18 protein-coding genes are annotated in these 21,130 nt (G+C 72.5%); 9 read left to right on the top strand and 9 right to left on the bottom strand.

The window, feature by feature from the left end; all coding sequences use genetic code 11:
• Positions 1-87: 87 nt before the first annotated feature.
• Positions 88-2,085, bottom strand: coding sequence for a CocE/NonD family hydrolase (locus AB0E67_RS05540; protein ID WP_362021187.1), 1,998 nt, complete (start codon positions 2,083-2,085; stop codon positions 88-90).
• Positions 2,086-2,175: 90 nt separating this feature from the next.
• Positions 2,176-3,675 (bottom strand): peptide MFS transporter, encoded by a 1,500-nt coding sequence (locus AB0E67_RS05535; protein WP_362021185.1) that lies wholly within the window; start codon positions 3,673-3,675, stop codon positions 2,176-2,178.
• A gap of 156 nt (positions 3,676-3,831) precedes the next feature.
• Here AB0E67_RS05535 and AB0E67_RS05530 point away from each other — a divergent pair, with 156 nt between their 5' ends.
• From AB0E67_RS05530 to AB0E67_RS05510, 5 genes are all read left to right on the top strand, one after another.
• The gene (locus tag AB0E67_RS05530; protein ID WP_362021183.1) at positions 3,832-4,839 is read left to right on the top strand and encodes a polyprenyl synthetase family protein; all 1,008 of its coding nucleotides are present in this window, start codon (positions 3,832-3,834) and stop codon (positions 4,837-4,839) included.
• 361 nt (positions 4,840-5,200) lie between these two features.
• Complete coding sequence (locus AB0E67_RS05525) at positions 5,201-6,484, top strand: DUF2092 domain-containing protein (protein ID WP_362021180.1); 1,284 nt, start codon at positions 5,201-5,203, stop codon at positions 6,482-6,484.
• A 199-nt stretch (positions 6,485-6,683) separates the two neighbouring features.
• Positions 6,684-7,649 carry an ABC transporter ATP-binding protein gene (locus AB0E67_RS05520; RefSeq protein WP_362021177.1) on the top strand — a complete coding sequence of 322 codons (966 nt, stop codon included), beginning with the start codon at positions 6,684-6,686 and terminating at the stop codon, positions 7,647-7,649.
• On the top strand, positions 7,636-8,667 hold the full coding sequence (locus tag AB0E67_RS05515) for an ABC transporter permease (RefSeq protein WP_362021174.1): 1,032 nt from the start codon (positions 7,636-7,638) through the stop codon (positions 8,665-8,667). Before AB0E67_RS05520 ends, AB0E67_RS05515 begins: the two co-directional genes overlap by 14 nt.
• Before the next feature lie 222 nt (positions 8,668-8,889).
• Complete coding sequence (locus AB0E67_RS05510) at positions 8,890-9,510, top strand: TetR/AcrR family transcriptional regulator (RefSeq protein ID WP_362021171.1); 621 nt, start codon at positions 8,890-8,892, stop codon at positions 9,508-9,510.
• A gap of 66 nt (positions 9,511-9,576) precedes the next feature.
• Here the strand turns inward: AB0E67_RS05510 and AB0E67_RS05505 are convergent, their stop codons facing one another.
• On the bottom strand, positions 9,577-10,392 hold the full coding sequence (locus tag AB0E67_RS05505) for an HAD family hydrolase (RefSeq protein WP_362021168.1): 816 nt from the start codon (positions 10,390-10,392) through the stop codon (positions 9,577-9,579).
• A 393-nt stretch (positions 10,393-10,785) separates the two neighbouring features.
• Here AB0E67_RS05505 and AB0E67_RS05500 point away from each other — a divergent pair, with 393 nt between their 5' ends.
• The 3 genes from AB0E67_RS05500 to AB0E67_RS05490 all read left to right on the top strand — a co-directional run bounded on the left by AB0E67_RS05500 (position 10,786) and on the right by AB0E67_RS05490 (position 12,955).
• Entirely contained in the window at positions 10,786-11,781 is a 996-nt protein-coding gene (locus tag AB0E67_RS05500; protein WP_362021165.1) for a nitroreductase/quinone reductase family protein, read from the top strand.
• Between the two features lie 22 nt (positions 11,782-11,803).
• On the top strand, positions 11,804-12,193 hold the full coding sequence (locus AB0E67_RS05495; RefSeq protein WP_362021502.1) for a VOC family protein: 390 nt from the start codon (positions 11,804-11,806) through the stop codon (positions 12,191-12,193).
• A 144-nt stretch (positions 12,194-12,337) separates the two neighbouring features.
• Positions 12,338-12,955: a CGNR zinc finger domain-containing protein gene (locus AB0E67_RS05490; RefSeq protein WP_362021162.1), complete on the top strand. Its 618-nt coding sequence runs from the start codon at positions 12,338-12,340 to the stop codon at positions 12,953-12,955.
• 113 nt (positions 12,956-13,068) lie between these two features.
• On the opposite strand, the gene AB0E67_RS05485 is transcribed toward AB0E67_RS05490, so the two are convergent.
• The 5 genes from AB0E67_RS05485 to AB0E67_RS05465 all read right to left on the bottom strand — a co-directional run bounded on the left by AB0E67_RS05485 (position 13,069) and on the right by AB0E67_RS05465 (position 18,381).
• Positions 13,069-13,845, bottom strand: coding sequence for an HAD family hydrolase (locus AB0E67_RS05485; RefSeq protein ID WP_362021159.1), 777 nt, complete (start codon positions 13,843-13,845; stop codon positions 13,069-13,071).
• A 123-nt stretch (positions 13,846-13,968) separates the two neighbouring features.
• Entirely contained in the window at positions 13,969-14,517 is a 549-nt protein-coding gene (locus AB0E67_RS05480; protein ID WP_362021156.1) for a hypothetical protein, read from the bottom strand.
• Between the two features lie 122 nt (positions 14,518-14,639).
• The gene (locus AB0E67_RS05475; RefSeq protein ID WP_362021153.1) at positions 14,640-16,253 is read right to left on the bottom strand and encodes an FAD-dependent monooxygenase; all 1,614 of its coding nucleotides are present in this window, start codon (positions 16,251-16,253) and stop codon (positions 14,640-14,642) included.
• An 87-nt stretch (positions 16,254-16,340) separates the two neighbouring features.
• On the bottom strand, positions 16,341-17,366 hold the full coding sequence (gene rarD, locus AB0E67_RS05470; protein WP_362021150.1) for an EamA family transporter RarD: 1,026 nt from the start codon (positions 17,364-17,366) through the stop codon (positions 16,341-16,343).
• Positions 17,367-17,502: 136 nt separating this feature from the next.
• Positions 17,503-18,381 (bottom strand): SDR family oxidoreductase, encoded by an 879-nt coding sequence (locus AB0E67_RS05465; protein ID WP_362021147.1) that lies wholly within the window; start codon positions 18,379-18,381, stop codon positions 17,503-17,505.
• A 189-nt stretch (positions 18,382-18,570) separates the two neighbouring features.
• Here AB0E67_RS05465 and AB0E67_RS05460 point away from each other — a divergent pair, with 189 nt between their 5' ends.
• Complete coding sequence (locus AB0E67_RS05460; protein ID WP_362021145.1) at positions 18,571-18,975, top strand: helix-turn-helix domain-containing protein; 405 nt, start codon at positions 18,571-18,573, stop codon at positions 18,973-18,975.
• A gap of 70 nt (positions 18,976-19,045) precedes the next feature.
• Here AB0E67_RS05460 and AB0E67_RS05455 read toward each other — a convergent pair whose 3' ends face one another.
• Positions 19,046-21,031 carry an APC family permease gene (locus AB0E67_RS05455; RefSeq protein WP_362021143.1) on the bottom strand — a complete coding sequence of 662 codons (1,986 nt, stop codon included), beginning with the start codon at positions 21,029-21,031 and terminating at the stop codon, positions 19,046-19,048.
• Between the last annotated feature and the right edge of the window lie 99 nt (positions 21,032-21,130).

Raw genomic sequence — 21,130 nt, 5'->3', positions numbered from 1 at the left:
TGTCCGCGAGGACCGGAAAGTTCCGCCGTGCCCCGGGGCGTACGGGGCACGGCGGAAGCTCTCGCCGACGGCGCCGGGCCCGTGCGCTCAGCCTGCCGTGCGCGGGATCCGCTTCTCCCAGGTGCGGTGGAAGACGACCTCGCCGCCGTCCCGGCACACCACCTCGTCGGACGTGATGAAGTCGGTGGCGTCCGCGCTGATCTCGGAACGGGTCTCGATCCGCACGTCCCAGGCCAACTCGGGCCGGTGCAGCCGGATCGACCAGTCGGAACGGGTGCGCGCCGAGAGCGGGTCGTCCTCCTGGATCGTGTACGTCTCCAGGGCGTCCTCGGTGAACTCCAGGCCGTCCGGGTAGACGCGGGTGCCGCCGTAGCGCGGGTCGACCTCCAGCCGCCACTCGCCCGTGGCGACGTCGCGCACCACCAGGCGCTCGGGGCGCTGCTGCCCGTCCAGCTGCACCGGCTGGACGACGCCCAGCGGCGGGGACTGTTCCGGTTCCTCGAACCGGATCTCCGGGTCCTCGGTGTGCCGGCGCACCGGCAGTTCGAGGAAGCTGCCGTCGGCGTCGAGGGTGAAGCCCACCGACCCCGGCTGCGGCCAGATCCACGGCCAGTACGCGGAGGAGACCGCGAGCCTGATCCGGTGGCCGGGCGGGAAGGTGTGCCCGATGCCGTTCAGCTCGAAGCCCACGTCCTCGGTCGACCCGGCCGGCCACTCCACCGCGCGGTCGCGGCCCTGCCGGGCGGAGAGGTTGAGCGCGCCGCGGGTGACCAGCGTGGACGAGCCGTCCGGCGCCACGTCGCAGAGCCGGGCGATCGCCTGCCCGCGCGGCGCGTCCATGCGCAGGCGCAGTCTCACCCGCGGCCGGCCCAGGATCTCGATCGGGGCGTCCTCGACCGGGAACTCGAAGCACACCGACGCGGCGTCCTCGTCGCGCTGGTCCGGCGGCAGGTCGGCGTCGTTGCCGAACGGGAAGAACCGTCCCGCGTCCAGCCCGGTGCGCTGCGGCGAGTCGACGATCTGCGGGCCGCCCCGGAGGGCGTAGGCGACGGTCGACACGTTCGGGGACGGCCAGACGCCGTCCCCGACCCAGCGGCCGGGCAGCGTCTCGTAGGTGGTGGCGGGCCGGTGCGACTCGCTGATCCAGGACCGCAGCAGCGGCTCGGCCATGACACCGGTGTCCTCGCCCTTGAGGTGCTGGTCCCACCAGCGCAGCGTCTCCTGGAGGAAGCCGATCGCCGGTCCGGGCGGCAGCCCCCGGTCCGGGTACTGGTGCGACCACGGGCCGATCAGCCCGCGCACCCGGTCCTGCGGCAGGTGCTCGACCAGCCGCAGGACGGTGTCGCGGTACGGGTCGTGCCAGCCGCCCACCGCGAGGACGGGGGCCTGGATCGCGGAGTAGTCCTCGCAGACGCTGCCGTGCTTCCAGTACTCGTCGCGGGTCTGGTGCGCCAGCCAGGTGTGGATGAACGGCTCGACACCCTCCAGCCGCTTCAGCCACATGTCCTTCCAGCCCTCGCCGACCTGCGCCGGGTCCGGGGGCCGGCAGACGAAGGCCAGCATGGTCGCCGCCCAGGCGTGCATGTCGACGCCGAGGACCGAGCCGCCCATGTAGTGCACGTCGTTGTCGTAGCGGTCGTCGGTCGAGCAGACGGTGACGACCGCCTTCAGCGGTTCGGGGGCCAGGGCGGCGATCTGGAGCGAGTTGAACCCGCCCCAGGAGATGCCGAACATGCCGACCCGGCCGGAGCACCACTCCTGCTGGGCCAGCCAGTGGACGACGGCGACGCCGTCGGCCAGCTCCGTCGCGTCGTACTCGTCGCCCGGCATCCCCTCGCTGTTGCCGTGGCCGCGCACGTCCACCCGGACGGAGGCGTAGCCGTGGCCCGCGTACCAGGGGTGGCGCTGCCAGTCGCGCGGGGCCGTCCAGTCGCTCAGCCGGTACGGCAGGTATTCGAGGAGCGCGGGGACCGGCTCGTCGGTGACCGGCCGCCAGATCCGGGCGTAGAGCCGGGTGCCGTCCGGCAGCGGGATATGGACGTCCTCATGGGTGGTGTCGTACGGGAACGTGGTGCGGATGTGCATGGCGGTACCTCGGTCGACGGGGCGCGTGGCGCGTCGGTGGACGGGGGTGCGCGTGGTCTGTGCGTACGGCGCACGGGGCGCGTGTGGTGGTCAGCGGACGGGGTGCATGGTGCGCCTGAGCCAGGGGGCGGCGGCGATGACGGCCACCCCGGCCACCACCGCGATCGCGCCGTTGACACCGAAGTAGGCGGGGGTGGAGACCTCGCCGTACAACTTCACGACCTGGGCCTGGATGCCGTTGGCGAGGGCCAGCGAGAGGAACCAGAGCGCCATCGTCTGACCGGAGAACGCCTTCGGCGCGAGTTTCGTGGTCGCCGACATGCCGGAGGTCTCCAGCAGGATGTCGCCGAGCCCGAGCAGCAGGTACGAGCCGACGATCCACCAGGCGGCCATCCGGTAGGTGTCGCCGGAGTGGCCGGACGTCGGCAGCACCATCACCAGGAACGACAGCCCGCCGAGGATCACGCCTATCGCGATCTTGTTGGAGGCGTGCGGCTGGCGCGGCCCCATCCGGGCCCAGACGGTGGCGACCACCGGGGCGAGCGCGACCTCGAACGCGCCGAGCGCGGAGGCGTACCAGCCGGCCGGGAAGTGGAAGCCCAGGATCTCGGTACGCGCGTTGGTCGACGCGAGCAGCATCATCGTCGAGTACGCCTGGAAGAGGATGAAGTTGAAGACGACGGAGGCCAGGAACAGCACCACGTACGGGCGCAGCCTGCCGCGTTCCTCGGCGGTGACCCGCGGGCTGCGGAACATCACCACGAAGTACACGACCGGGGCGATCACCGAGACGAGGGTGAGCACGTCGACGAACCGGCCCATGGTGAGCCATCCCGCCAGGGACAGCGCGGTGGCGAGGACGGCGACGACGACCGCGCCGGCCGCGATCAGCCGTACGGCGCGCCGCATGGCCTGCGGGGCCAGCGCGAATTCGGCGCTGTGCTTTCGGCCGATCAGGTGACGCCGGCCCAGTACGTACTGGATCAGGCCGAGCGTCATGCCGACGGCGGCGGCGGAGAAACCCCAGTGCCAGCTCGCGTGGTCGCCGAGCCAGCCGGTGACCAGCGGGCCCAGGAACGCGCCGATGTTGATGCCCATGTAGTACAGGGCGAACCCGGCGTCGCGGCGCTCGTCGTCGGTGCGATACAGCTTGCCGACCATGGACGCCACATTGGGCTTGAGCAGACCCGTCCCGGCGCTGATCAGACCGAGGCCGGTCCAGGTCATGGCGTCGGAGGGCACCGCCATGGCGTAATGCCCGCAGGCGATGAGGATCCCGCCGTACAGCACGGCCCGGTACGAGCCGAGGATCCGGTCGGCCAGCCAGCCGCCGGCCACGGAGACCAGGTAGACCAGGGTGCCGTAGGCGGCCGAGACGGACGCCGCCGTGCCCGCCTCCATGCCCATGCCGCCCCGGGCGACGGTGTCCGCGAAGTACAGGACCAGAATCGCCTGCATGCCCAGGAACGAGAATCGCTCCCAGACCTCCAGGCCGGAGAGCGTCATCAGCCCCCGTGGCTGGCCGAAAAAGGCATGGTCGCCGCTGGGCGCGGACTGAGTCGGTTCGGTATCGGTTGTCGTGCGAGACAAAGGGAGTACTCCTGATCGTATGAGCTGATCCCGAACATACCGGCGGTGGCGGGAAGCCGCCCACGTTGATCCAAAGGGGACCGGATACGCTGAGTTGAGTGATGGCAGCGACACATCGACATTCCGTGTGATCGTCAGCAGACAGGAGATCCCCTCGTGACCGTCGTCGGGCCGTTCGGACTGAGCGTGCGGGACCACGCTCTTGAGGCCGATGTCCAGGCCGGTTTGGCTGCTGTCGAGTCCGGTCTGCTCGATGCCACCAAGAGCGGCGTGCCCTTCATCACGGAGGCCGCGCAGCATCTCGTACGCGCCGGGGGCAAGCGTTTCCGGCCACTGCTGGCGATGCTCGCCGCCCGGTTCGGAGACCCGGACGCGCCGGGCGTGGTGCCCGCCGCCGTCGTCGTGGAGCTGACCCATCTCGCGACGCTCTACCACGACGACGTGATGGACGAGGCGGACGTGCGGCGCGGCGTCGACAGCGCCAACAGCCGCTGGGGCAATTCGGTGGCCGTGCTGACCGGCGACTTCCTCTTCGCCCGTGCCTCGCACATACTGGCCGACCTCGGACCGGAGGCCGTGCGCATCCAGGCGGAGGCGTTCGAGCGGCTGGTCACCGGCCAGATCCTGGAGACCGCGGGCCCGGACGGCCGCGACCCGGTGGAGCACTACCTGGACGTGATGCGCGGCAAGACCGGCTCGCTGATCGCCGTGGCCTGCCGGTTCGGCGCGCTGATGGCCGGTGCGGACGATTCGGCCGTCGACATCCTCACCCAGTACGGGGAGCGGCTCGGCGTGGCCTTCCAGCTCGCCGACGACGTGCTCGACATCGCCTCCGACTCCCACGAGTCCGGCAAGACCCCCGGAACCGACCTGCGCGAGGGCATCCCCACCCTGCCGGTGCTCCATCTGCGGGCCCGGGCGGAGGCCGAGGGCAGGCCGGAGGACCTGGAGCTGGTCGAACTCCTCGACGGCGACCTGGGTGACGACGCCCGACACGCCGAGGTGCTGCGCAGGCTGCGCGCCCACCCGGCGCTGGAGCAGGCCCGGCGGGACACCGTCCGGTACGCGGAGGAGGCACGCCGGACGCTGTCCCCGCTGCCCGACTGCTACGCGAAGGCCGCGCTGGCGGAGATGTGCGACGCGGTGGTGCACCGCGCCGGCTGAAAGCCCGGACGTGACAGGGCGCGCGACGGGGTGATGCACCGAGCGCCGGGGCACGGCCCGTACCGGGGCGTGGACCGAGCGCCGGGGCACGGCCTTCCCCGTGCCGAGCGCCGTGGCGCACCGCGCGCCCGCGGGCGCGTATGTCTCGGTCATATGCCTGCCCCTACGGGTCGGGTGAGGCCGGTGCGAGCCCTGTCATACCGAAGGGGTAGGCGGAGTTGCTCCCCCGGGCTGACGCCTTCGCGCCGTCGATTTGGTCGGATGGAGTACATCCACTCCTGAACGAATCGGGTGAGAATGGCGGCGCGGAGTGGACGCGTGCATCCGGACGGAAGCCGCCGACCACGGAGGTAGGGCATACATGGCACCGAACGACAACGCGGCGACCGAGGGCGGGGCGGCGGACACCGCGGTCCGCCGCAAGGCGGCACGCTACATCGTCCCGGTCGCGGTGGCGGGGGTGGCGGCCGCGACGATCGGGCTGGTCCCGGCACTCGCGAGCACGGGTGACCCCGATCTGCCGGAGATCACCGCACAGCAGCTCATCGAGAAGATCGCCGCTTCGGACACCCAGCAGCTCTCCGGCACGGTCCGGATCAGCACGGACCTCGGCCTTCCCTCGCTCGGCGGACTGGCCGGCTCCTTCGCCCAGGGCGGCGCGCCCGGCGGCAAGGGCGGTTCGAGTGCCGATCCGCAGGAGAAGCTGACGGAGCTGGCATCCGGCACGCACACCCTGCGGATCGCCGCCGACGGCCCCGACCGGCAGCGGGTCTCCATCCTGGAGAACGCGGCGGAGTACAGCCTGATCCGCAACGGCGACGAGGTCTGGGCGTACGACAGCGGCAGCAACCAGGCGTACCACGCCGAGGAGAAGCGCGGCGCTGCGGGCGAGCACGGGCGTCGGGCCCCGGCTCCCGGTTCCACCGTGCCGACCACGCCGAAGGCGCTCGCCGAGGAGGTCCTGAAGGCGGCCGGCCCCACCACATCGGTGACGGTCGACGGCACGGCACGGGTCGCCGGGCGGGACGCGTACAAGCTGGTCGTCAAGCCGAAGCAGAGCGGTTCCACGGTCGGCTCGGTCACGGTCGCGGTCGACGCGAAGAACGGCGTGCCGCTCAAGTTCACCCTGCTGCCGAGCGGCGGTGGCAAGGCCGTCGTAGACGCCGGGTTCACCCAGGTGGACTTCGCGAAGCCGGCCGCCTCCTCGTTCACGTTCACCCCGCCCAAGGGCACCGAGGTGACCGAGGCGGACGACGCGAAGACGCGGCGGAAGGCCGACGGGCCCCAGGGCCTCGGTCTCCTCCCGGGCGTCGGCGTATCCGGTGCCGGTGCCGAGGGCACCGACGGGATCGAGGGCGCCGAGGGGTTCAAGGAGCCGAAGGTCATCGGTGAGGGCTGGAACGCGATCGCCGAGATCACCGTTCCCGGCGGCACCGGACTTCCCTCGAAGGCGTCGGGCGACGACATGCCGCCCGAGGCGCAGCAGTTCCTGGACGCGCTGGGCGACAAGGTCTCCGGCAAGTTCGGCTCGGGCACGGTCTTCAAGACCCGCCTGGTCAACGCGCTGATGACCGAGAACGGCAAGGTGTACGTCGGCGCGGTCACGCCGGCCGCCCTGGTCGAGGCGGCCAACGGCGCCTCCTGACGCCACGGGGCGCGGCACGCCGCCCCCGTCGTCGTTCACCCGCCCCGTCGTACGCTCCGTACGGCGGGGCGGTTCGTCCGCGCGGGCCCGCGCGCACAGCCGGACCCGGACGCCCGGGGCCGTCCGGGCCCGTTCGCACATCCGGGGCCGTCCGGTTCCGGTCCGCCGGTCCCGGCCGGCCCGACCGAGGGGAGCACGCATGACACGGCCCGGAAACACGCCCGAGCCGGGCCCGGTCATCGAGACACGGGGCCTCACCAAGCGCTACGGCGGCGGCAGGCCCGCCGTCGACGGCCTCGACCTCGCCGTCCCCGAGGGCAGCGTCTTCGGCTTCCTCGGTCCGAACGGCTCCGGCAAGACCACGACGATCCGGATGCTGATGGGCCTGATCGAGCCGACGTCCGGCACGGCCCAGGTGCTCGGCCGGGCCATGCCGGGCGCGGCCCGCACGGTGCTTCCGCAGGTCGGGGCGCTGATCGAGGGGCCCGCGCTGTACGGCTTCCTGAGCGGCCGGGACAATCTGCTGCGTTACGACTCCGCCGACCCGACCGCCGATCCGCGCACCCGCGGGGCCCGGGTCGGACAGGCCCTGGACCGGGTCGGGCTGGCCCCGGCGGCGGGGAAGAAGGCCAGGGCGTACTCGCTCGGCATGAAACAGCGCCTCGGTCTCGCGGCCGCCCTGCTCCGGCCGCGCCGTCTGCTCGTCCTCGACGAGCCGACCAACGGCCTCGACCCGCAGGGCATGCGCGAGATCCGCACCCTGGTCAGGGAACTGGCGGCGGACGGCACCACGGTCTTCCTCTCCTCCCACCTCCTCGACGAGATCGAGCAGGTCTGCACGCACGCCGCGGTGATGGCCGGCGGGCGGCTGGTCACGCAGGGCCCGGTCGCGGACCTGGCGGCGGGTGCCCGGGGCCGACTGGCCCTCACGACCCCCGACCCGGACGAGGCCGCCCGTGTCCTGGAGGAACGGGCCCTCGCCGGCATCACCGTCGACGGCGAGCGGGTGAGCGCCGACGCGCCACCGGGGGACGTCGAACTCGCGGACCTCAACGCGGCGCTGGTGCGTGCCGGCGTGCGCGTGCGGTCGTTCGGCGTCGAACGGGCGTCGCTGGAGGACGCCTTCGTCGCACTCACCGGAGAGGGATTCGATGTCGCGGGCTGAAACAGAAGGCGTACGCGCCGGAGCGGGAGAGGCCGCCGGAGCGGGTGAAGCCGCCCGGGTCGGGAAGACCACCGGAGCCGGCCGGACCACCGGGGCGGCGAACGGGGCGGGCGGGACCACCGGGGCGGGCGGGACCACCGGGGCGGGCGGGACCACCGGGGCGGGCGGGGCGCGCGGGCGGCTGTGGACGCTCGGACTCCTCCGTTCCGAACTGGCCATCACCTTCCGCCGATGGCGCACCCTGGCCCTGCTCGGAGTGCTGGCCGCCGTTCCCGTCCTGATCGGGATCGCGGTGCGGATCGAGACCGGCCACGGTTCCTCACCCGGGCCGGGCGACGGCGCGGGAGGGCCCGCGTTCCTCTCCCAGGTCACCAACAACGGCCTCTTCCTGGTCTTCGCCGCCCTCGCCGTGACGCTCCCGGTCTTCCTGCCGATGGCCGTCGGGGTCGTCGCGGGCGACTCGGTCGCCGGGGAGGCGGGCGCGGGCACGCTGCGCTATCTGCTGGTCGCCCCGGCGGGCCGGAGCCGCCTGCTGCTGACGAAATACGCCTCCGTCCTCGCGTTCTGCCTGGTCGCGACCCTGGTCGTGGCGCTCTCGGCACTCGCCACGGGTGCCCTGCTCTTCCCCGTCGGCGATGTCACCACCATCTCGGGGACCCGGATCGGCTTCGGTGAGGGGCTGCTGAGGGCGGGTCTGATCGCGTTGGCGGTCGCGGCCTCGCTGATCGGTTTCGCGGCGCTCGGGGTGTTCGTGTCGACCCTCACGGGAAGCGGGATCGCGGCCATGGCCGCGACCGTGGGCCTGCTGATCACCGTGCAGATCGTCGACACGATCCCGCAGTTGAGCGGCGTCCACCCGTATCTCTTCCCGCACTACTGGATGTCGTACGCCGACCTGCTGCGCGTACCCGTCTACTGGGACGAGTTGGTCAAGAACCTGGGCCTTCAGGGCTTGTACGCGGTGGTGTTCGGCTCGGCGGCCTGGGCCCGCTTCACGGCGAAGGACATCACGTCCTGACGCATGGTGCGTCGGGTGCGGGTCATGGGTCACGGAACACCGCCCCGCACCGTCGGCCGGGCGAGCCGTCCCCCGATCGGCTCGTCGCGGCGCGAACGGTGCGAACGGTGCGAACAGCGGGAACGATGCGACACGGCACGTTCCGTTTCCGCCTCAGCATTGTTCGACTTGTGGCGACGGGCTGTCAACAAGGGCGGGTACGAACGCACCTATGCTCACCGAATGATCACATCGCCGAGTTCACTGCGCCGCAGCGAGAGATCACGACGGGCGATCCTGGAAGCCGCGCTCGAACTGTGCACGGAGAAGGGGTACGGCCGTGTCACCATCGAGGCGATCGCGGCGAGAGCGGGTGTCAGCAAGAAGACGATCTACCGCTGGTGGCCCGCGAAGAGCGCGGTGATCCTGGAGGCGTTCACCGACGCCCTGGTCGGCACCACGCCGTTCGTCGACACCGGGGACATCGCCGCCGACCTGCGGGAGAACGTGATGGGGGCGGTGCGGCTGCTGTCCACGCCGCCCTTCGGCCCCGCGTACGCCGGGATACTGTCCGAGGTCCATCACGACGACGCCCTGGCGGAGACGGTCAGGGCGAAGCTGGTCGACCCCCGCTTCGAGGAGGCGGTCGCCCGCCTGCGCCGTGCCCAGGCGCAGGGCCAGATCCCGGCCGACGCCGATCTGCCGCTGGCGGTGGAGATGCTGTACGCGCCGGTGTACTACCGCCACGTGCTGCGCAAGCCGGTGCCGGACGAGGAGACGGTCGCGGCCCTGGTCACGCAGGTGCTGCGGGCGTTGGGGGCGCGGGCGCCGGAGGAGGTCGGGGTACCGGAGGGCGTCGGCTGAGGGCCGGGGCGGGAGGCGGCGGGGGACCGTGGGGGCCGGTTCCCGCGGTCGGGCCGCGCGGCCCGTTCAGGCCCGGCCGAACACCCGCTCAAGCACCTCGGCGACCCCGTCGTCCTCGTTCGACGACGTCACCTCGTCCGCCGCTGCCCGCAGGTCCGGGTGGGCGTCGGCCATGGCGACGCCGTGACCGGCCGCGCGGAACATCGGCAGGTCGTTGGGCATGTCCCCGAAGGCGATTGCGCTGCGGGCGTCCACGCCCAGGCACTCCGCGGCGAGCGAGAGGCCGCTCCCCTTGTCGACCCCGTACGGCTGGAGTTCGACCGTGCCGGGCCCGGAGTGGGTGACGGAGGCGAGAGCGCCGACGGCGGAGCGGGCCGCGTCGGCGAGTTCGTCGTCGGTGAGCCGCGGATGCCGGACGAGCACCTTGATGACGGGCGCGGACCACAGCTCGGCGCGTCGGCGGGTGCGTTGGGCGGGCAGGGACGGATGCGGCAGCACGTAGCCCGGTTCGATCAGCGTCCGCCCGTCGGTGCCGGCCTGGTCCACCGCCGCGAACACCGGCCCCACCTGGGCCTCGATCTTTCCCAGCGCGGCGTCGGCGGCCGTTCGGTCCAGTGTGACCGTACGCATCATCCGCCCCGTCCCGGCGTCGTACAGCTGGGTCCCCTGCCCGCAGACCACCGGGCCCCGGTAGTCCAGCCCGGCGAGGAGCCGCCGTACGCCGGGCACCGGCCGTCCGGTGACCACGAGGTGCCGGGCCCCGGCGCGGGCCGCCAGGGCGAGGGCGGCGCGGGTGCGGGGGCTCACGGTGTCGTCGCGGCGCAGCAGGGTGCCGTCCAGGTCCGTGGCGACGAGGGCATGGGCGGGGGGTGGGGTGGACATGGTCCGGGCTCCGTTCTCCGACGCGCCCGCCCGTGGTGCCACATGCCGCGTTGACAGGAGACGGCAGGCTGCGTGTAATGAAACCGGTGTCGCGTGACGTCGGCCAAAGAGCAGTGGGCCGGCCGACGATCGGGCGAACACCCTTCATCCAAGGGTTCCGTCATGAGTAGTTCGTACTCCGTGCCCTCCTTCTGACGCGGCGCGGCCGCCGCGCGGCGTTCTCCGCCCTCCGGGCCCCTCGTGCCCTCCGGGCTCTCCATGCTCCCTGGGCGTTCCCTGCCCTCCGGGGTCTTCCCGCCGCGGTGTGGGCCGCACACGCATCACGTCACGCCCAGCCGTTGCCGCGACCGCCGCGCCGCGGCCTCGTCCCCACTCCGGAGAGACAGAACACGCATGCCCACATCTTTCGACCAGTCCGTCATCGACGAGTTCCGCGCCAACGGGGGAAGGGTCGGTGGCCCCTTCGCGGGCGCCGACCTGCTCCTGCTGACGACCACCGGCGCGAGGTCGGGGAGGGAGACCACGACCCCGCTCGGCTTCGTCCGTCACGGCGACACGCCGTTGGTCGTCGGCTCCGACCAGGGAGCCCCGTCGCACCCTGCCTGGTACCACAACCTGCTCGCACACCCGGTGGTGGGCGTCGAGCTCGGCACGCGTGCGTTCCAGGCCCTCGCGGTCCCCGCCGAGGGGGCGCGGCGCGACGCGTTGTTCGCGCACGTGGCGCGCGCGGCGCCCGGGTACGCCGAATACCAGGCCCGTACCGCCCGGATCCTGCCGGTCGTGGCCCTGGAGCGCGCCGAACCCGAGGGCTGGGAGGCACCCGCGGAGACCGTCAGCCTCGCCGACAAGCTCATGGAGGTGCACACCTGGCTGCGGGGCCAGTTGCACCAGGTCAGGGCGGAGGCCGACGCTCACTTCGCCGCGCGGGCGGCCCACCGGGGCCCCGGCGGACCGCCGTCCCCGGGCCTGGGCCTCCAGATCCGGCAGCGGTGCCTGGCGTTCTGCCAGTCGTTGCGGTTCCACCACACCAGTGAGGACGCGCACCTGTTCCCCGGGATCGCCCGCCACCACCCGCACCTGGCCGACACGTTCGCCCGGCTCGCCGAGGAGCACCGGTCGATCGCGCGTATTCAGGACGAGCTGGTCGCGCTGCTCGCGGGCATCGGCATCGCGGATCCTGCGCGCTTCCGCGCGGAGCTGGAGAGGATGTCCGTGGAGCTGAACGCGCATCTGGACGACGAGGAGGAGCGGCTCCTGCCCCTGCTGGCCGAGGTCCCCTGGCCTCCGCCCGTCCCGGCCCCCGCGGACCCCGAGGTTCCTACGGCCGGACCGGCCCGGACCGGACCCGCCGAACCGTCCGAAGCATCCGAACCCCATGCCAATGGCTGAGTCGAGAGGTTGTGCCGTGCGAGTGAGAGTCAAGGACTTCGATCATCTGGTGCTCAATGTGCGGGACGTCGAGCGGGCGCTGGAGTTCTACTGCGGCCCGCTCGGCCTGGAGCCGATGATGGTGGACGAGTGGAGGGCCGGTGAGTTCCCGTTCCCGTCGGTGCGGGTCAGTCCGACGATGATCATCGATCTGCTGGAGCGGCCGCGTTCCGAGTCGAACGTCGACCACATCTGCCTGGTCGTCGAGCCGCTGGACTGGCAGCAGGTCATCGACTCGGGCACCTTCACCGTGCTGGAGGGCCCGGTCAGCCGCTCCGGCGCCCGGGGCACGGCGCAGTCGGTGTACGTCCGTGATCCGGACGGCAACACGGTCGAGCTGCGCTGGTACCCGCAGGACGTGGCGGCGGACTGAGCCGGGGCCGGGCCGGGAACGGGGTCGGGCCGGGGCCGGGGATGAGGCGGGCGGCGGGGCCCCGGGCTCAGGCCCCGCCGCCCGCCCCCCGGGAGCCGGTACCGGTGAGGCCGTCCGCTCGCGGAAACCGCTTATCCTGGTTACATGACCGTGACCGAGCCCGCGAAGGAGCCCCCGGGACTGGTTCTCCATACGCCGGAGGGCCGTCCCTACCGCTTCGATCCCGGCACCCTGTGCCTGGAGCTGCTGCCCACCGGCGGGTGCGCGCGGTACGCGGCGTACGAGGTGCTGCGCACCCCTGCCGACCTGGTGCGCTGGGCGGGCGAATGCCGGCTGCCGGGCGGGCTGTCGCCGGAGGTGAGCCCGGAGGAACTGCGCCGGGCGCACGCGCTGCGCGCCGCTCTGTGGGAGCTGGCGTCCGCCCGCGCGCACGGCCGTCCGCTCGACCCGGGCGCGCTGCGCACGGTCAACGCGGCGGCGGCCGAACCGCCGCTCGTCCCTCGTGTCGACGCCGCGTCCGGTGCCTTCGGGTGGGCCCCGGGCGCGACCGGAACGGCCCTGCTGTCGACCGTGGCGCGGGACGCCGTGGAACTGTTCACCGGGCCGTACGCCGACCGCGTGCGCGAATGCGGCTCGGACCGTTGCGCGTTGGTCTTCATCGACACCTCGCGCCCGGGCCGACGGCGCTGGTGCGCGATGGAACGCTGCGGCAACCTCCACAAGGTACGCGCCCACCGCGCCCGGCACGCCACCACCGGCTGAGGGGCCGCGCCGGCGCCGTGCCCGGCCGAGCGGCACGGCTCACCGACTGGATCACGCCGGACGAACAGGGCTCACACCGAGCGGCACGGCGCACCGGGCGACCCCCGTACGGCTCACCGGGCGTCGGTCGGGGAGGTCCGGGCCAGCAGGGAGATCTCGGCCGCGACCGCCTCCGGGGCGGCCGCGACGGTGACATGGGCGACACCGTCCAGGCTCGGGTGCGCGCCGACCCGTACCGCTCGCTCCGCGTTCCGCAGCAGATCGAGGTCGTTGATGTCGTTGCCGAACGCCACGTACTCGTCGATCCCGAGCGAGGTCAGGGCTTCCCACTTCGTCGTCGACCCCGGGCCGATGTCGACGATCGCCTCGTCGAGGTGATGATTGACCGTCAGCCCGAGCCCGCGGCCGGCCTCGGCGAGTTCCGCCATGTCCGACGCGCCGACGACAAGGAACTTCACGACCTCGGGAAGCTCCGCGAGGTTCACCCTGCTCGCCAGGTTGCCCTGGTCGACACGGCCGCGGATCGGGTGGTCCGCGGGCCCGGTGTAGGCGTAGTCCCAGGGTCCGTCGGCGAGATAGGTGCCCTTGTACCGCTCGACCGCCTCCAGCAGCGCGCCGAGCCCGGTGGGATCGAACGCGGCCCGGGCCCGCACCCGGCCGTCGACCGAGACGAGGCTTCCGTTCCCGCCGATCAGCGTGGCGGACGGGAACGCTCCGTCGAGTACGGGCAGCAGATCACGAACGGGGCGGGCGGACGCGAAGACCACGTGGTGGCCGGCGCGTTCGCACGCGCCGATCGCCGCGAGTATCCGGCCGTCGATCGTCCGTCCGTCGAAGCAGAGCGTGCCATCGATGTCGAAGACCACGGTGCGGGCGCGAAGATTGAGCATTGTCGGATTGTATTTGGACGGCCGGGGAGCGGCTGTGGTGCGCCCGGTGATCGCGCCCGGACCCCGGACCGACCGGACGGCCGCCGACCGCTTCCACGCCCCCGGCCTCCGTCGGGGCGCCGCTCAGCTCCGGTCGCCGCGCCGCATCGTGCGGAGGCCGCCGCCTCCGACGGCCCAGGCGACGGCCAGGAGACCGGTCGTGGTGAATGCGAGACCCGCGTGGGAGAGCCCGGGGTGACCGGTCCCCGAGGCGCTCGGCACCAGGTGGCCCCCGTCCCCGGCCATGGACGCCGGGATGCTCGGGACCCCGGAGCTTCGCGGGGCCTCCCCGGCGCCCGTCGCGAGCACGCCGGTGCTCATCGGGCCGTCGGCGTACGCGGCGGCGAAGCGGGGGTGCGCGGGGTCGGCGACGAGCGCGGGCACGGGGGCGTGTGCGGGCGCCGGGGAGGCCGTCCGGTTCCCCGGCGCCCGGGTGTGGTGCGAGCGGCCGTCCTGGAGGCGGGGACCAGGGCCGCCCGGCTCGCGGCCGGACGGCCGGGCGCGCTCCGTGCCGTCGGCCGCGTGCGCCGTGGGCGAGGCTTGGCCGACGAGGAACGACAGCGTGGACAGGGTCGCGACGACGGTACGCAGGAGCACGCGGACGGCCCCGGACATGCGCGTGGATCGGCTCATGGCATGTCAGAAGAATATAAACGGCTGGTAGTTCAGCGATGCCTCACCGTGACGCCGTCAAAGCCCGCCTGAATGCCGTACGGAACACTGTGCGGAATGCGGTGGGTCCGCCCCCGGCGGTGTCAGGCGTCCGGTCCGGCGCCGACGACGCGGTCCAGGTAGTCGCCGACGGCGCGGCCGTCCTCCGCGGGCGCGATCAGCCCTATGTGGTTGTCCGGGCGCACCAGGACGAGGGTGTCCCGTTCGACGCCGTACGCCGAACGGGCGTGGCCCGCGACGTCGTTCAGGCCGTGCCGTGCCCCCGCGTCCACTCCGGTCGCCCGCAGCAGGTCGCCGTGGTCCGCCTCCGCCGCGCGCAGCGCCTGTGCCGTACCGGGACCGAAGCCCAGCAGGGTGAAGTGCGGCCCGGCGAACACCTCGAAGAGGCGCGTCGGCGCACCCGTCGCGACGTCGAGGCAGGGGGCGTCCGGGGCCCGGTCGCCCGCCCGTGGGCCGGTGGCCGATTCGGTGGCCGGTCCGGTGACCGGGTCCACGGGGGAGTGCGCGGTGCGGCGGGTGTCGCGGGAGAGCGGACTCCAGGGGTAGCCGCCGTCCGGTCCCAGCCCCATGGTCTTCGCGGTGACCGCCGAGTCCAGTCCGCCGCCCGGCTCCTTGATCGCGTCGAGCGTGGCCCGCAGGCGCTCGGCCGTCAGGCCCAGGGTCCACGCGGCCACCGGCAGCCGCTCCTCCTCGTACGTGTCCAGCAGGCCGGGGGCCGCCCGCCCGGCGACGACCAGGGCGAGCTTCCAGCCCAGGTTGAACGCGTCCTGGATCCCGGTGTTCATGCCCAGCCCGCCCGCGACGGAATGCACGTGCGCGGCGTCCCCGGCCAGCAGCACCCGGCCCACCCGGTAGCGGTCGGCCATGCGCTCGTTGACCCGGTACGTGGACAGCAGCTCGGCCCGCGACATGCGCTCGCCCGGCAGCCCGGTGTGCTGGGTGAGGAGTCGGCGGAAGCTCTCCAGCGAGGGCGGTACGGGGGCGCCCGCCGCGTCGCGCTCCGGACCCGCCTGGAACCACCAGCCCGATCGCGTGCCCGGGATCGGGCACAGCATCACGGCTCCGTCCTCGTCGAACCACTGGTGCCAGACGCCGCGGTCGAGGCCGTCCACCGTGACGTCCCCGCAGACCATCACCTGGTCCTCCGCCGTCCTCCCCTCGAACGTGACGCCCAGCATCTTGCGCACCGGGCTGTGGCCGCCGTCGCAGCCCACCACGTAACGCGCCCCGATGCTCCGGCCGTCGGCGAGGCCGACGGTCACCGAGTCGGCGTGCCGGGTCAGCCCGACCGCCTCCGAACCGAGTTCCACACGGACGCCGTACTCCGCGAGGCGGTCGCGGAGGATCTCCTCCAGCCGCCACTGGGCGATGAGCCGCGGGCGGTCGTACGGGGTATCGGGCGCCGGACGCGACGCCCCGTACGGGTCGGCGTCGGCGACCGGCAGCCCGTTCCGGTACTTGCGCATCGGCAGCGGCGCCGAACCGGCCGCCAGCACCCGGTCCACCACCCCCAGGTCCGCCAGCACCTCCAGGGAGCGGGGGTTGGGGCCCTTCGCCCGTGAGCTGCGCGGGAAGTCCGGCGACTTGTCGATGATCCGTACGTCGACGGAGCGACGGGCCAGATCGCAGGCGAGGGTCAGGCCGGTCGGGCCCGAGCCGACGATCAGTACGTGGGTGACGGGTGCGGCTGGGGACACGCGGGCTCCTCGGTCAGGGGTTTCGTGGATGCCCAGCAAAACGTAACCGAGTTAAAAAAGCAACCGGGTAATCTTTGTGTCATCCGGTCATGATGCCGGGGTCGTGGCGGAGGGCGGGGCGGGGTCCCCGGCCGACGGCGGTACCGAGGGGGAGGGCTGTGCCGCCGTCCGCGCCGCCAGGGTCCGGGCCGCCTCGGCCCTCGTCCGCCGCGCCGTCCGGAGCGCGTCCCATGTCAGCAGGGTGAGGGCCAGCCAGACCAGGGCGAACCCGGCCCATCGCTCCGGCGGCATCTCCTCGTGGAAGTAGAGGATGCCCAGCACGAACTGGAACACCGGTGCCAGGTACTGCAACAGGCCCAGCGTGGACAGCGGTACGCGGATCGCCGCCGCCCCGAACAGGACGAGCGGTGTGGCCGTGACGACACCGGTCGCGGCCAGCAGCGCCGCGTGGCCGGGCCCCTCGGAGCCGAACGTCGACTCGCCGCGCGCGCCCAGCCAGAGCAGATAGCCGAGGGCGGGCAGGAACAGCACGGCGGTCTCGGCGGCGAGCGATTCCAGCCCGCCCATGGCGACCTTCTTCTTCACCAGGCCGTACGTCGCGAAGGAGAACGCCAGCGTCAACGAGATCCACGGCGGCCGCCCGTAGCCGATCGCCAGCACCAGCACCGCCGCGACCCCGGTGCCGACCGCCACCCACTGTGCCGGGCGCAGTCGTTCGCCGAGCAGCAGGACGCCCATGGCGATGGTGACCAGAGGGTTGATGAAGTAGCCCAGCGACGCCTCGACGACATGGCCGTTGTTCACGGCCCAGATGTAGAGGCCCCAGTTGACCGTGATCACGGCCGCCGCGGCCGTGATCAGGCCGAGCTTCCGCGGCCGGCGTACCAGCGCGCCGATCCAGGACCAGCGGCGCAGCACCAGCAGCGCGATGCCGACGACCCCGAGGGACCAGACCATGCGGTGGGCGAGGATCTCGATCGCGCCCGCGGGTTTCAGCAGCGGCCAGAACAGCGGGACGATGCCCCACAGTCCGTAGGCGCCGATGCCGGACAGCAGTCCGGCACGTTGTTCGTTCGTTCCCTTCGTGGACCCCGCGGACCCTATGGACCCCACCGACCTCACGGCTCCTCCCGGCATGTCTGGGTCGGGCGCTGCATCGACCGCACGACGGTATCGCCGCCGGACGCCCTGTGTCATGACCGTATGACGATACGGCCATGACACAGGGGTCTCTGCCCGGTGGGTGGGGTTACGCCCCGGCCCCGGCGTCCGTCCCGGCGACCGCCGCGGCGATCGTCTCGGCGAGCGGCGTCGTCGGGCGGCCGATCAGCCGGGCCAGGTCGCCGCCGACGCCGGCGAGCAGCCCGCGCTCGATCGCGGCGTCGACGTCGACGAGGATCGCCGCGAAGGGCTCGGGGACACCGGCGCCGACCAGGATCTCCTGGTGCGTGGCGGCCGGGACGGGCCGGTACACGATCTCCTTGCCGGTGGCCTTCGCGACCTGCTCCGCGTACTCGGTGAACGACCAGGCGACGTCGCCGCTCAGCTCGTACGCCGCGCCGATGTGGCCCTCGCCGGTGAGGACGGCCGCCGCGGCGGCGGCGTAGTCGGCGCGGGTGGCGGAGGCGACCCGACCGTCGCCCGCGTTGGCCACGACCGCACCGTGCTCCAGGACGGGCCCGAGGTGGGCGGTGTAGTTCTCGGTGTACCAGCCGTTGCGCAGGAAGGTGTACGGCAGCCCGGAGTCGAGGATCAGGCGCTCGGTGACCTTGTGCTCGGCGGCCAGCTCGAAGTCGGCGTCGGGGCCGCCCAGGATGCCGGTGTACGCGAGTTGTGCCACCCCCGCCGCCCTGGCCGCCTCGATCACGGCGGTGTGCTGCGGCACGCGCCTGCCGACCTCGCTGCCGGAGATGAGCAGGACGCGGTCACCGGCCCGGAATACGTCCTTCAGGGTCTCGGGGCGGTCGTAGTCGGCGACCCGGATCCCGACACCGAGGGCGGCGAGCGGGGCCGCCTTCTCCTCGTTCCGGACGACGGCGGCGATCTCGTCGGCGGGGACGGTGGTGAGCAACCGGTCGACGACGAGGCGGCCGAGCTCTCCGGTGGCTCCGGTGACAACGATGCTCATGAGGGTTCTCTGCTTTCTGCTTTCGGTGCTTCCGCGCTTCCGGAGCCTTCGGCGGCATCGGTCCCGGTCCGTGTTCCTCGACGTCCGGGATCTTCTGCGCGTGGGTTCTTCTGCGTACGGGCTCTTTCGGCTCACCCTAAGAGGGGTACTAACTAATGGAAAGTACCCACCTTGAAGTAAGGTACTGGCATGAGTGTGAGCGCCGTGGACTCCAGGCCCGAGGACCGCAGACCCGATGTGAACCGGCCGATGTGCCCCTCCCGGCTGGTGCTCGAACACGTCACCAGCCGCTGGGGGGTGCTGGTGCTCGCCGCCCTGCTGGAGCGTTCGTACCGCTTCAGCGAACTGCGCCGCCAGGTCGGCGGGGTCAGCGAGAAGATGCTGGCCCAGACCCTCCAGACACTGGAGCGCGACGGCTTCGTGCACCGGGACGCGAAGCCGGTGATCCCGCCCCGGGTGGACTACTCGCTCACCCTGCTGGGCCGGGAGGCCGCCGAGCAGGTGTGGGCGCTGGCCCGCTGGACGGAACGGAGCCTGGACGCGGTGCGGTCGGCGCGCGAGACGTACGACCGGCGGAAGGCCCACGAGGGGTAGTGGCCCCGGGAGGCGAACGGGCTCGCCGCCCCCTCCCCGCGCCCCGGCCGCTCCGCACGGCCGTCGTTCGTCAGTCCGGCTGCGGTGCGCGCCCCTCCTCCAACTGCCGCAGCGCCCACGACACGTCGAACGGCAGGATCGTCACCGCCACGTGCGGCAGCCGTGCCAGGGTCTTCGCCATCTGCTCGCCCGTGCCCCGGTGCAGCAGCTTGCCCAGCACATTGCGGTACGTCCGCCGGGGCACCAGCACCGTCAGCCAGGTCTGCCCGTCCTCCGTGGTGCGGGAGGCGAGCTGCAGCATCGCGTGCCGCAGCCGCCGGTCCGGGCACGCCACCAGCTCCAGCGGCACGGAGGTGGCGGACGTCGCTCCCCACCGGGTGGCCAGCCGCCGGCCGTACGCCTCGTCGATCGCGAAATGCACCGCGCGGATCTCGTCCGGGTGCAGCTCACGGGCGTACCGCAGCGCCTTCAGCGTCGCGAGGTCCAGCGACTCGACGAGGACCAGGACCAGATGGCGGTGGTACCGCTCCCGGCCGATGCCCGGGGGCGGGAAGTTCTGCAACGCGGCCGCCTCGCGCCGGTACTCGCGGTTGATCCGCATCAACGCCCACACGCCCAGCGGGAAGACGACCACGACCAGCCAGGCGCCCTCGGTGAACTTGGTGATCGCGAAGATCAGCACCACCGCGGCCGAGACGCCCGCGGCCATGACGTTGACGGCGATCTTCAGCCGCCGGTGCGGCTCGCGGCGGCGCAGGTGGTACGCGGCGAGCCCGGACCCGGCCATGGTGAACGCGGTGAACACGCCGATCGCGTACAGGGCCACCAGCCGGTCCACGCTGGCGCCGGTGACCAGCAGCAGCGCGAGCGAGACCACGGCCAGCGAGATGATGCCGTTGGAGAAGGCCAGCCGGTGCCCGCGCCGGGTCAGCTGCCGCGGCAGGAACCGGTCCTTTGCGACGAAGCTGGCGAGGTACGGGAAGCCGGTGAACGGGGTGTTGGCGCCGGTGTACAGCACCAGCGCGGTCGCCAGCTGCACGAAGACCAGCCCGGCCGTGCCCAGCGGGCCGTCGCCGAACGCCAGATGGGCCTCCTGCGCGATGACGGTCGGCGTGCCGTCCACGTACGGCACGGCATGGGTGAAGTGCGCCATCGTGGACACCCCCAGCACGAGGACGCCCAGGATCAGGCTCATGGCGATCAGGGTGCGACGGGCGTTGCGGCCCTGCGGTTCGCGGAACGTGGAGATGCCGTTGGAGATCGCCTCCAGGCCGGTCAGCGACGAACCCCCGTTGGCGAACGAGCGCAGCACGATGAAGAGCGAGGCCCCGTACAGCCAGCCGTCGCCCGGGGTACCGACCGGCACCACGCCCTCGGCGCGCAGATCGGCGTGCGGCAGTCCGCCCGTGAGCCCGCGCACCGTGCCGACCAGCAGGATCAGACCGACCGCCGCCATGAAGAGGTAGGCGGGCAGCGCGAAGGCCCGGCCCGCCTCCCGGACCCCGCGCAGGTTTCCGTACGCCAGGATCACGATCACGGCGACGGACACCGGCAGTTGGAGGTGGTCCAGGCCGGTGAATTCGTTGCCGACCAGATGGGCGAGCGAGATCAGGGCGTTGGTGCCGGCCGAGACCTGCACGGCGACGGTGACGATGTAGTCGACGAGCAGGGCCACGGCGGCGATCTGCGCCACGTCCGGCCCGAAGTTCTCCCGCGCGACGACGTACGAACCACCCGTGCGGGTGTAGATCATCACGACATCGCTGTAACAGAGCGTCAGCAGCACCAGAACGAACAGGATCGCACCGGTCACCGGCATGAGCAGGGTGAACGCGCCCGCGCCGACGACGGGCACCAGGACCCGCAGCATCTCCTCGGAGCCGTACGCGGACGAACTGATGCAGTCGGAGGCGAGCACCCCGAGCGCCGTCCGGTTGTTCAGCTTCTCCTCGCTGATGCGCTGGGTGGTGAGCGGTCGGCCGAGCAGACGCCGCTTGATGCGGTACGCGGGACGGTCGAACGTGGGACGGTCGTAGGCCGGACGGTCCGAGGTCATGGCCACATGGTGGGGTCCCGGACGGTGGTCCACCGGTACGCAAACGCCGGACGGGCCGGAATTTCAGCCCGTCCGGCGATCGCGGACGCTCGTGACCGG

It is taken from the genome of Streptomyces sp. NPDC032161 (genome assembly GCF_040636995.1).
Lineage (GTDB): Bacteria > Actinomycetota > Actinomycetes > Streptomycetales > Streptomycetaceae > Streptomyces.
The sequence above is the reverse complement of the archived record's forward strand: the minus strand, read 5'-3'. Positions and strand labels throughout refer to the sequence as shown.

Excerpts from the sequence above, each read along its gene's own strand:
- AB0E67_RS05540 (WP_362021187.1), bottom strand. The coding sequence starts at position 2,085 with ATGCACATCCGCACCACGTTCCCGTACGACACCACCCATGAGGACGTC.
- AB0E67_RS05525 (WP_362021180.1), top strand. The coding sequence starts at position 5,201 with ATGGCACCGAACGACAACGCGGCGACCGAGGGCGGGGCGGCGGACACC.
- AB0E67_RS05520 (WP_362021177.1), top strand. The coding sequence starts at position 6,684 with ATGACACGGCCCGGAAACACGCCCGAGCCGGGCCCGGTCATCGAGACA.
- AB0E67_RS05515 (WP_362021174.1), top strand. The coding sequence starts at position 7,636 with ATGTCGCGGGCTGAAACAGAAGGCGTACGCGCCGGAGCGGGAGAGGCC.
- AB0E67_RS05510 (WP_362021171.1), top strand. The coding sequence starts at position 8,890 with ATGATCACATCGCCGAGTTCACTGCGCCGCAGCGAGAGATCACGACGG.
- AB0E67_RS05505 (WP_362021168.1), bottom strand. The coding sequence starts at position 10,392 with ATGTCCACCCCACCCCCCGCCCATGCCCTCGTCGCCACGGACCTGGAC.
- AB0E67_RS05500 (WP_362021165.1), top strand. The coding sequence starts at position 10,786 with ATGCCCACATCTTTCGACCAGTCCGTCATCGACGAGTTCCGCGCCAAC.
- AB0E67_RS05490 (WP_362021162.1), top strand. The coding sequence starts at position 12,338 with ATGACCGTGACCGAGCCCGCGAAGGAGCCCCCGGGACTGGTTCTCCAT.
- AB0E67_RS05485 (WP_362021159.1), bottom strand. The coding sequence starts at position 13,845 with ATGCTCAATCTTCGCGCCCGCACCGTGGTCTTCGACATCGATGGCACG.
- AB0E67_RS05480 (WP_362021156.1), bottom strand. The coding sequence starts at position 14,517 with ATGAGCCGATCCACGCGCATGTCCGGGGCCGTCCGCGTGCTCCTGCGT.
- AB0E67_RS05465 (WP_362021147.1), bottom strand. The coding sequence starts at position 18,381 with ATGAGCATCGTTGTCACCGGAGCCACCGGAGAGCTCGGCCGCCTCGTC.
- AB0E67_RS05460 (WP_362021145.1), top strand. The coding sequence starts at position 18,571 with ATGAGTGTGAGCGCCGTGGACTCCAGGCCCGAGGACCGCAGACCCGAT.
- AB0E67_RS05455 (WP_362021143.1), bottom strand. The coding sequence starts at position 21,031 with ATGACCTCGGACCGTCCGGCCTACGACCGTCCCACGTTCGACCGTCCC.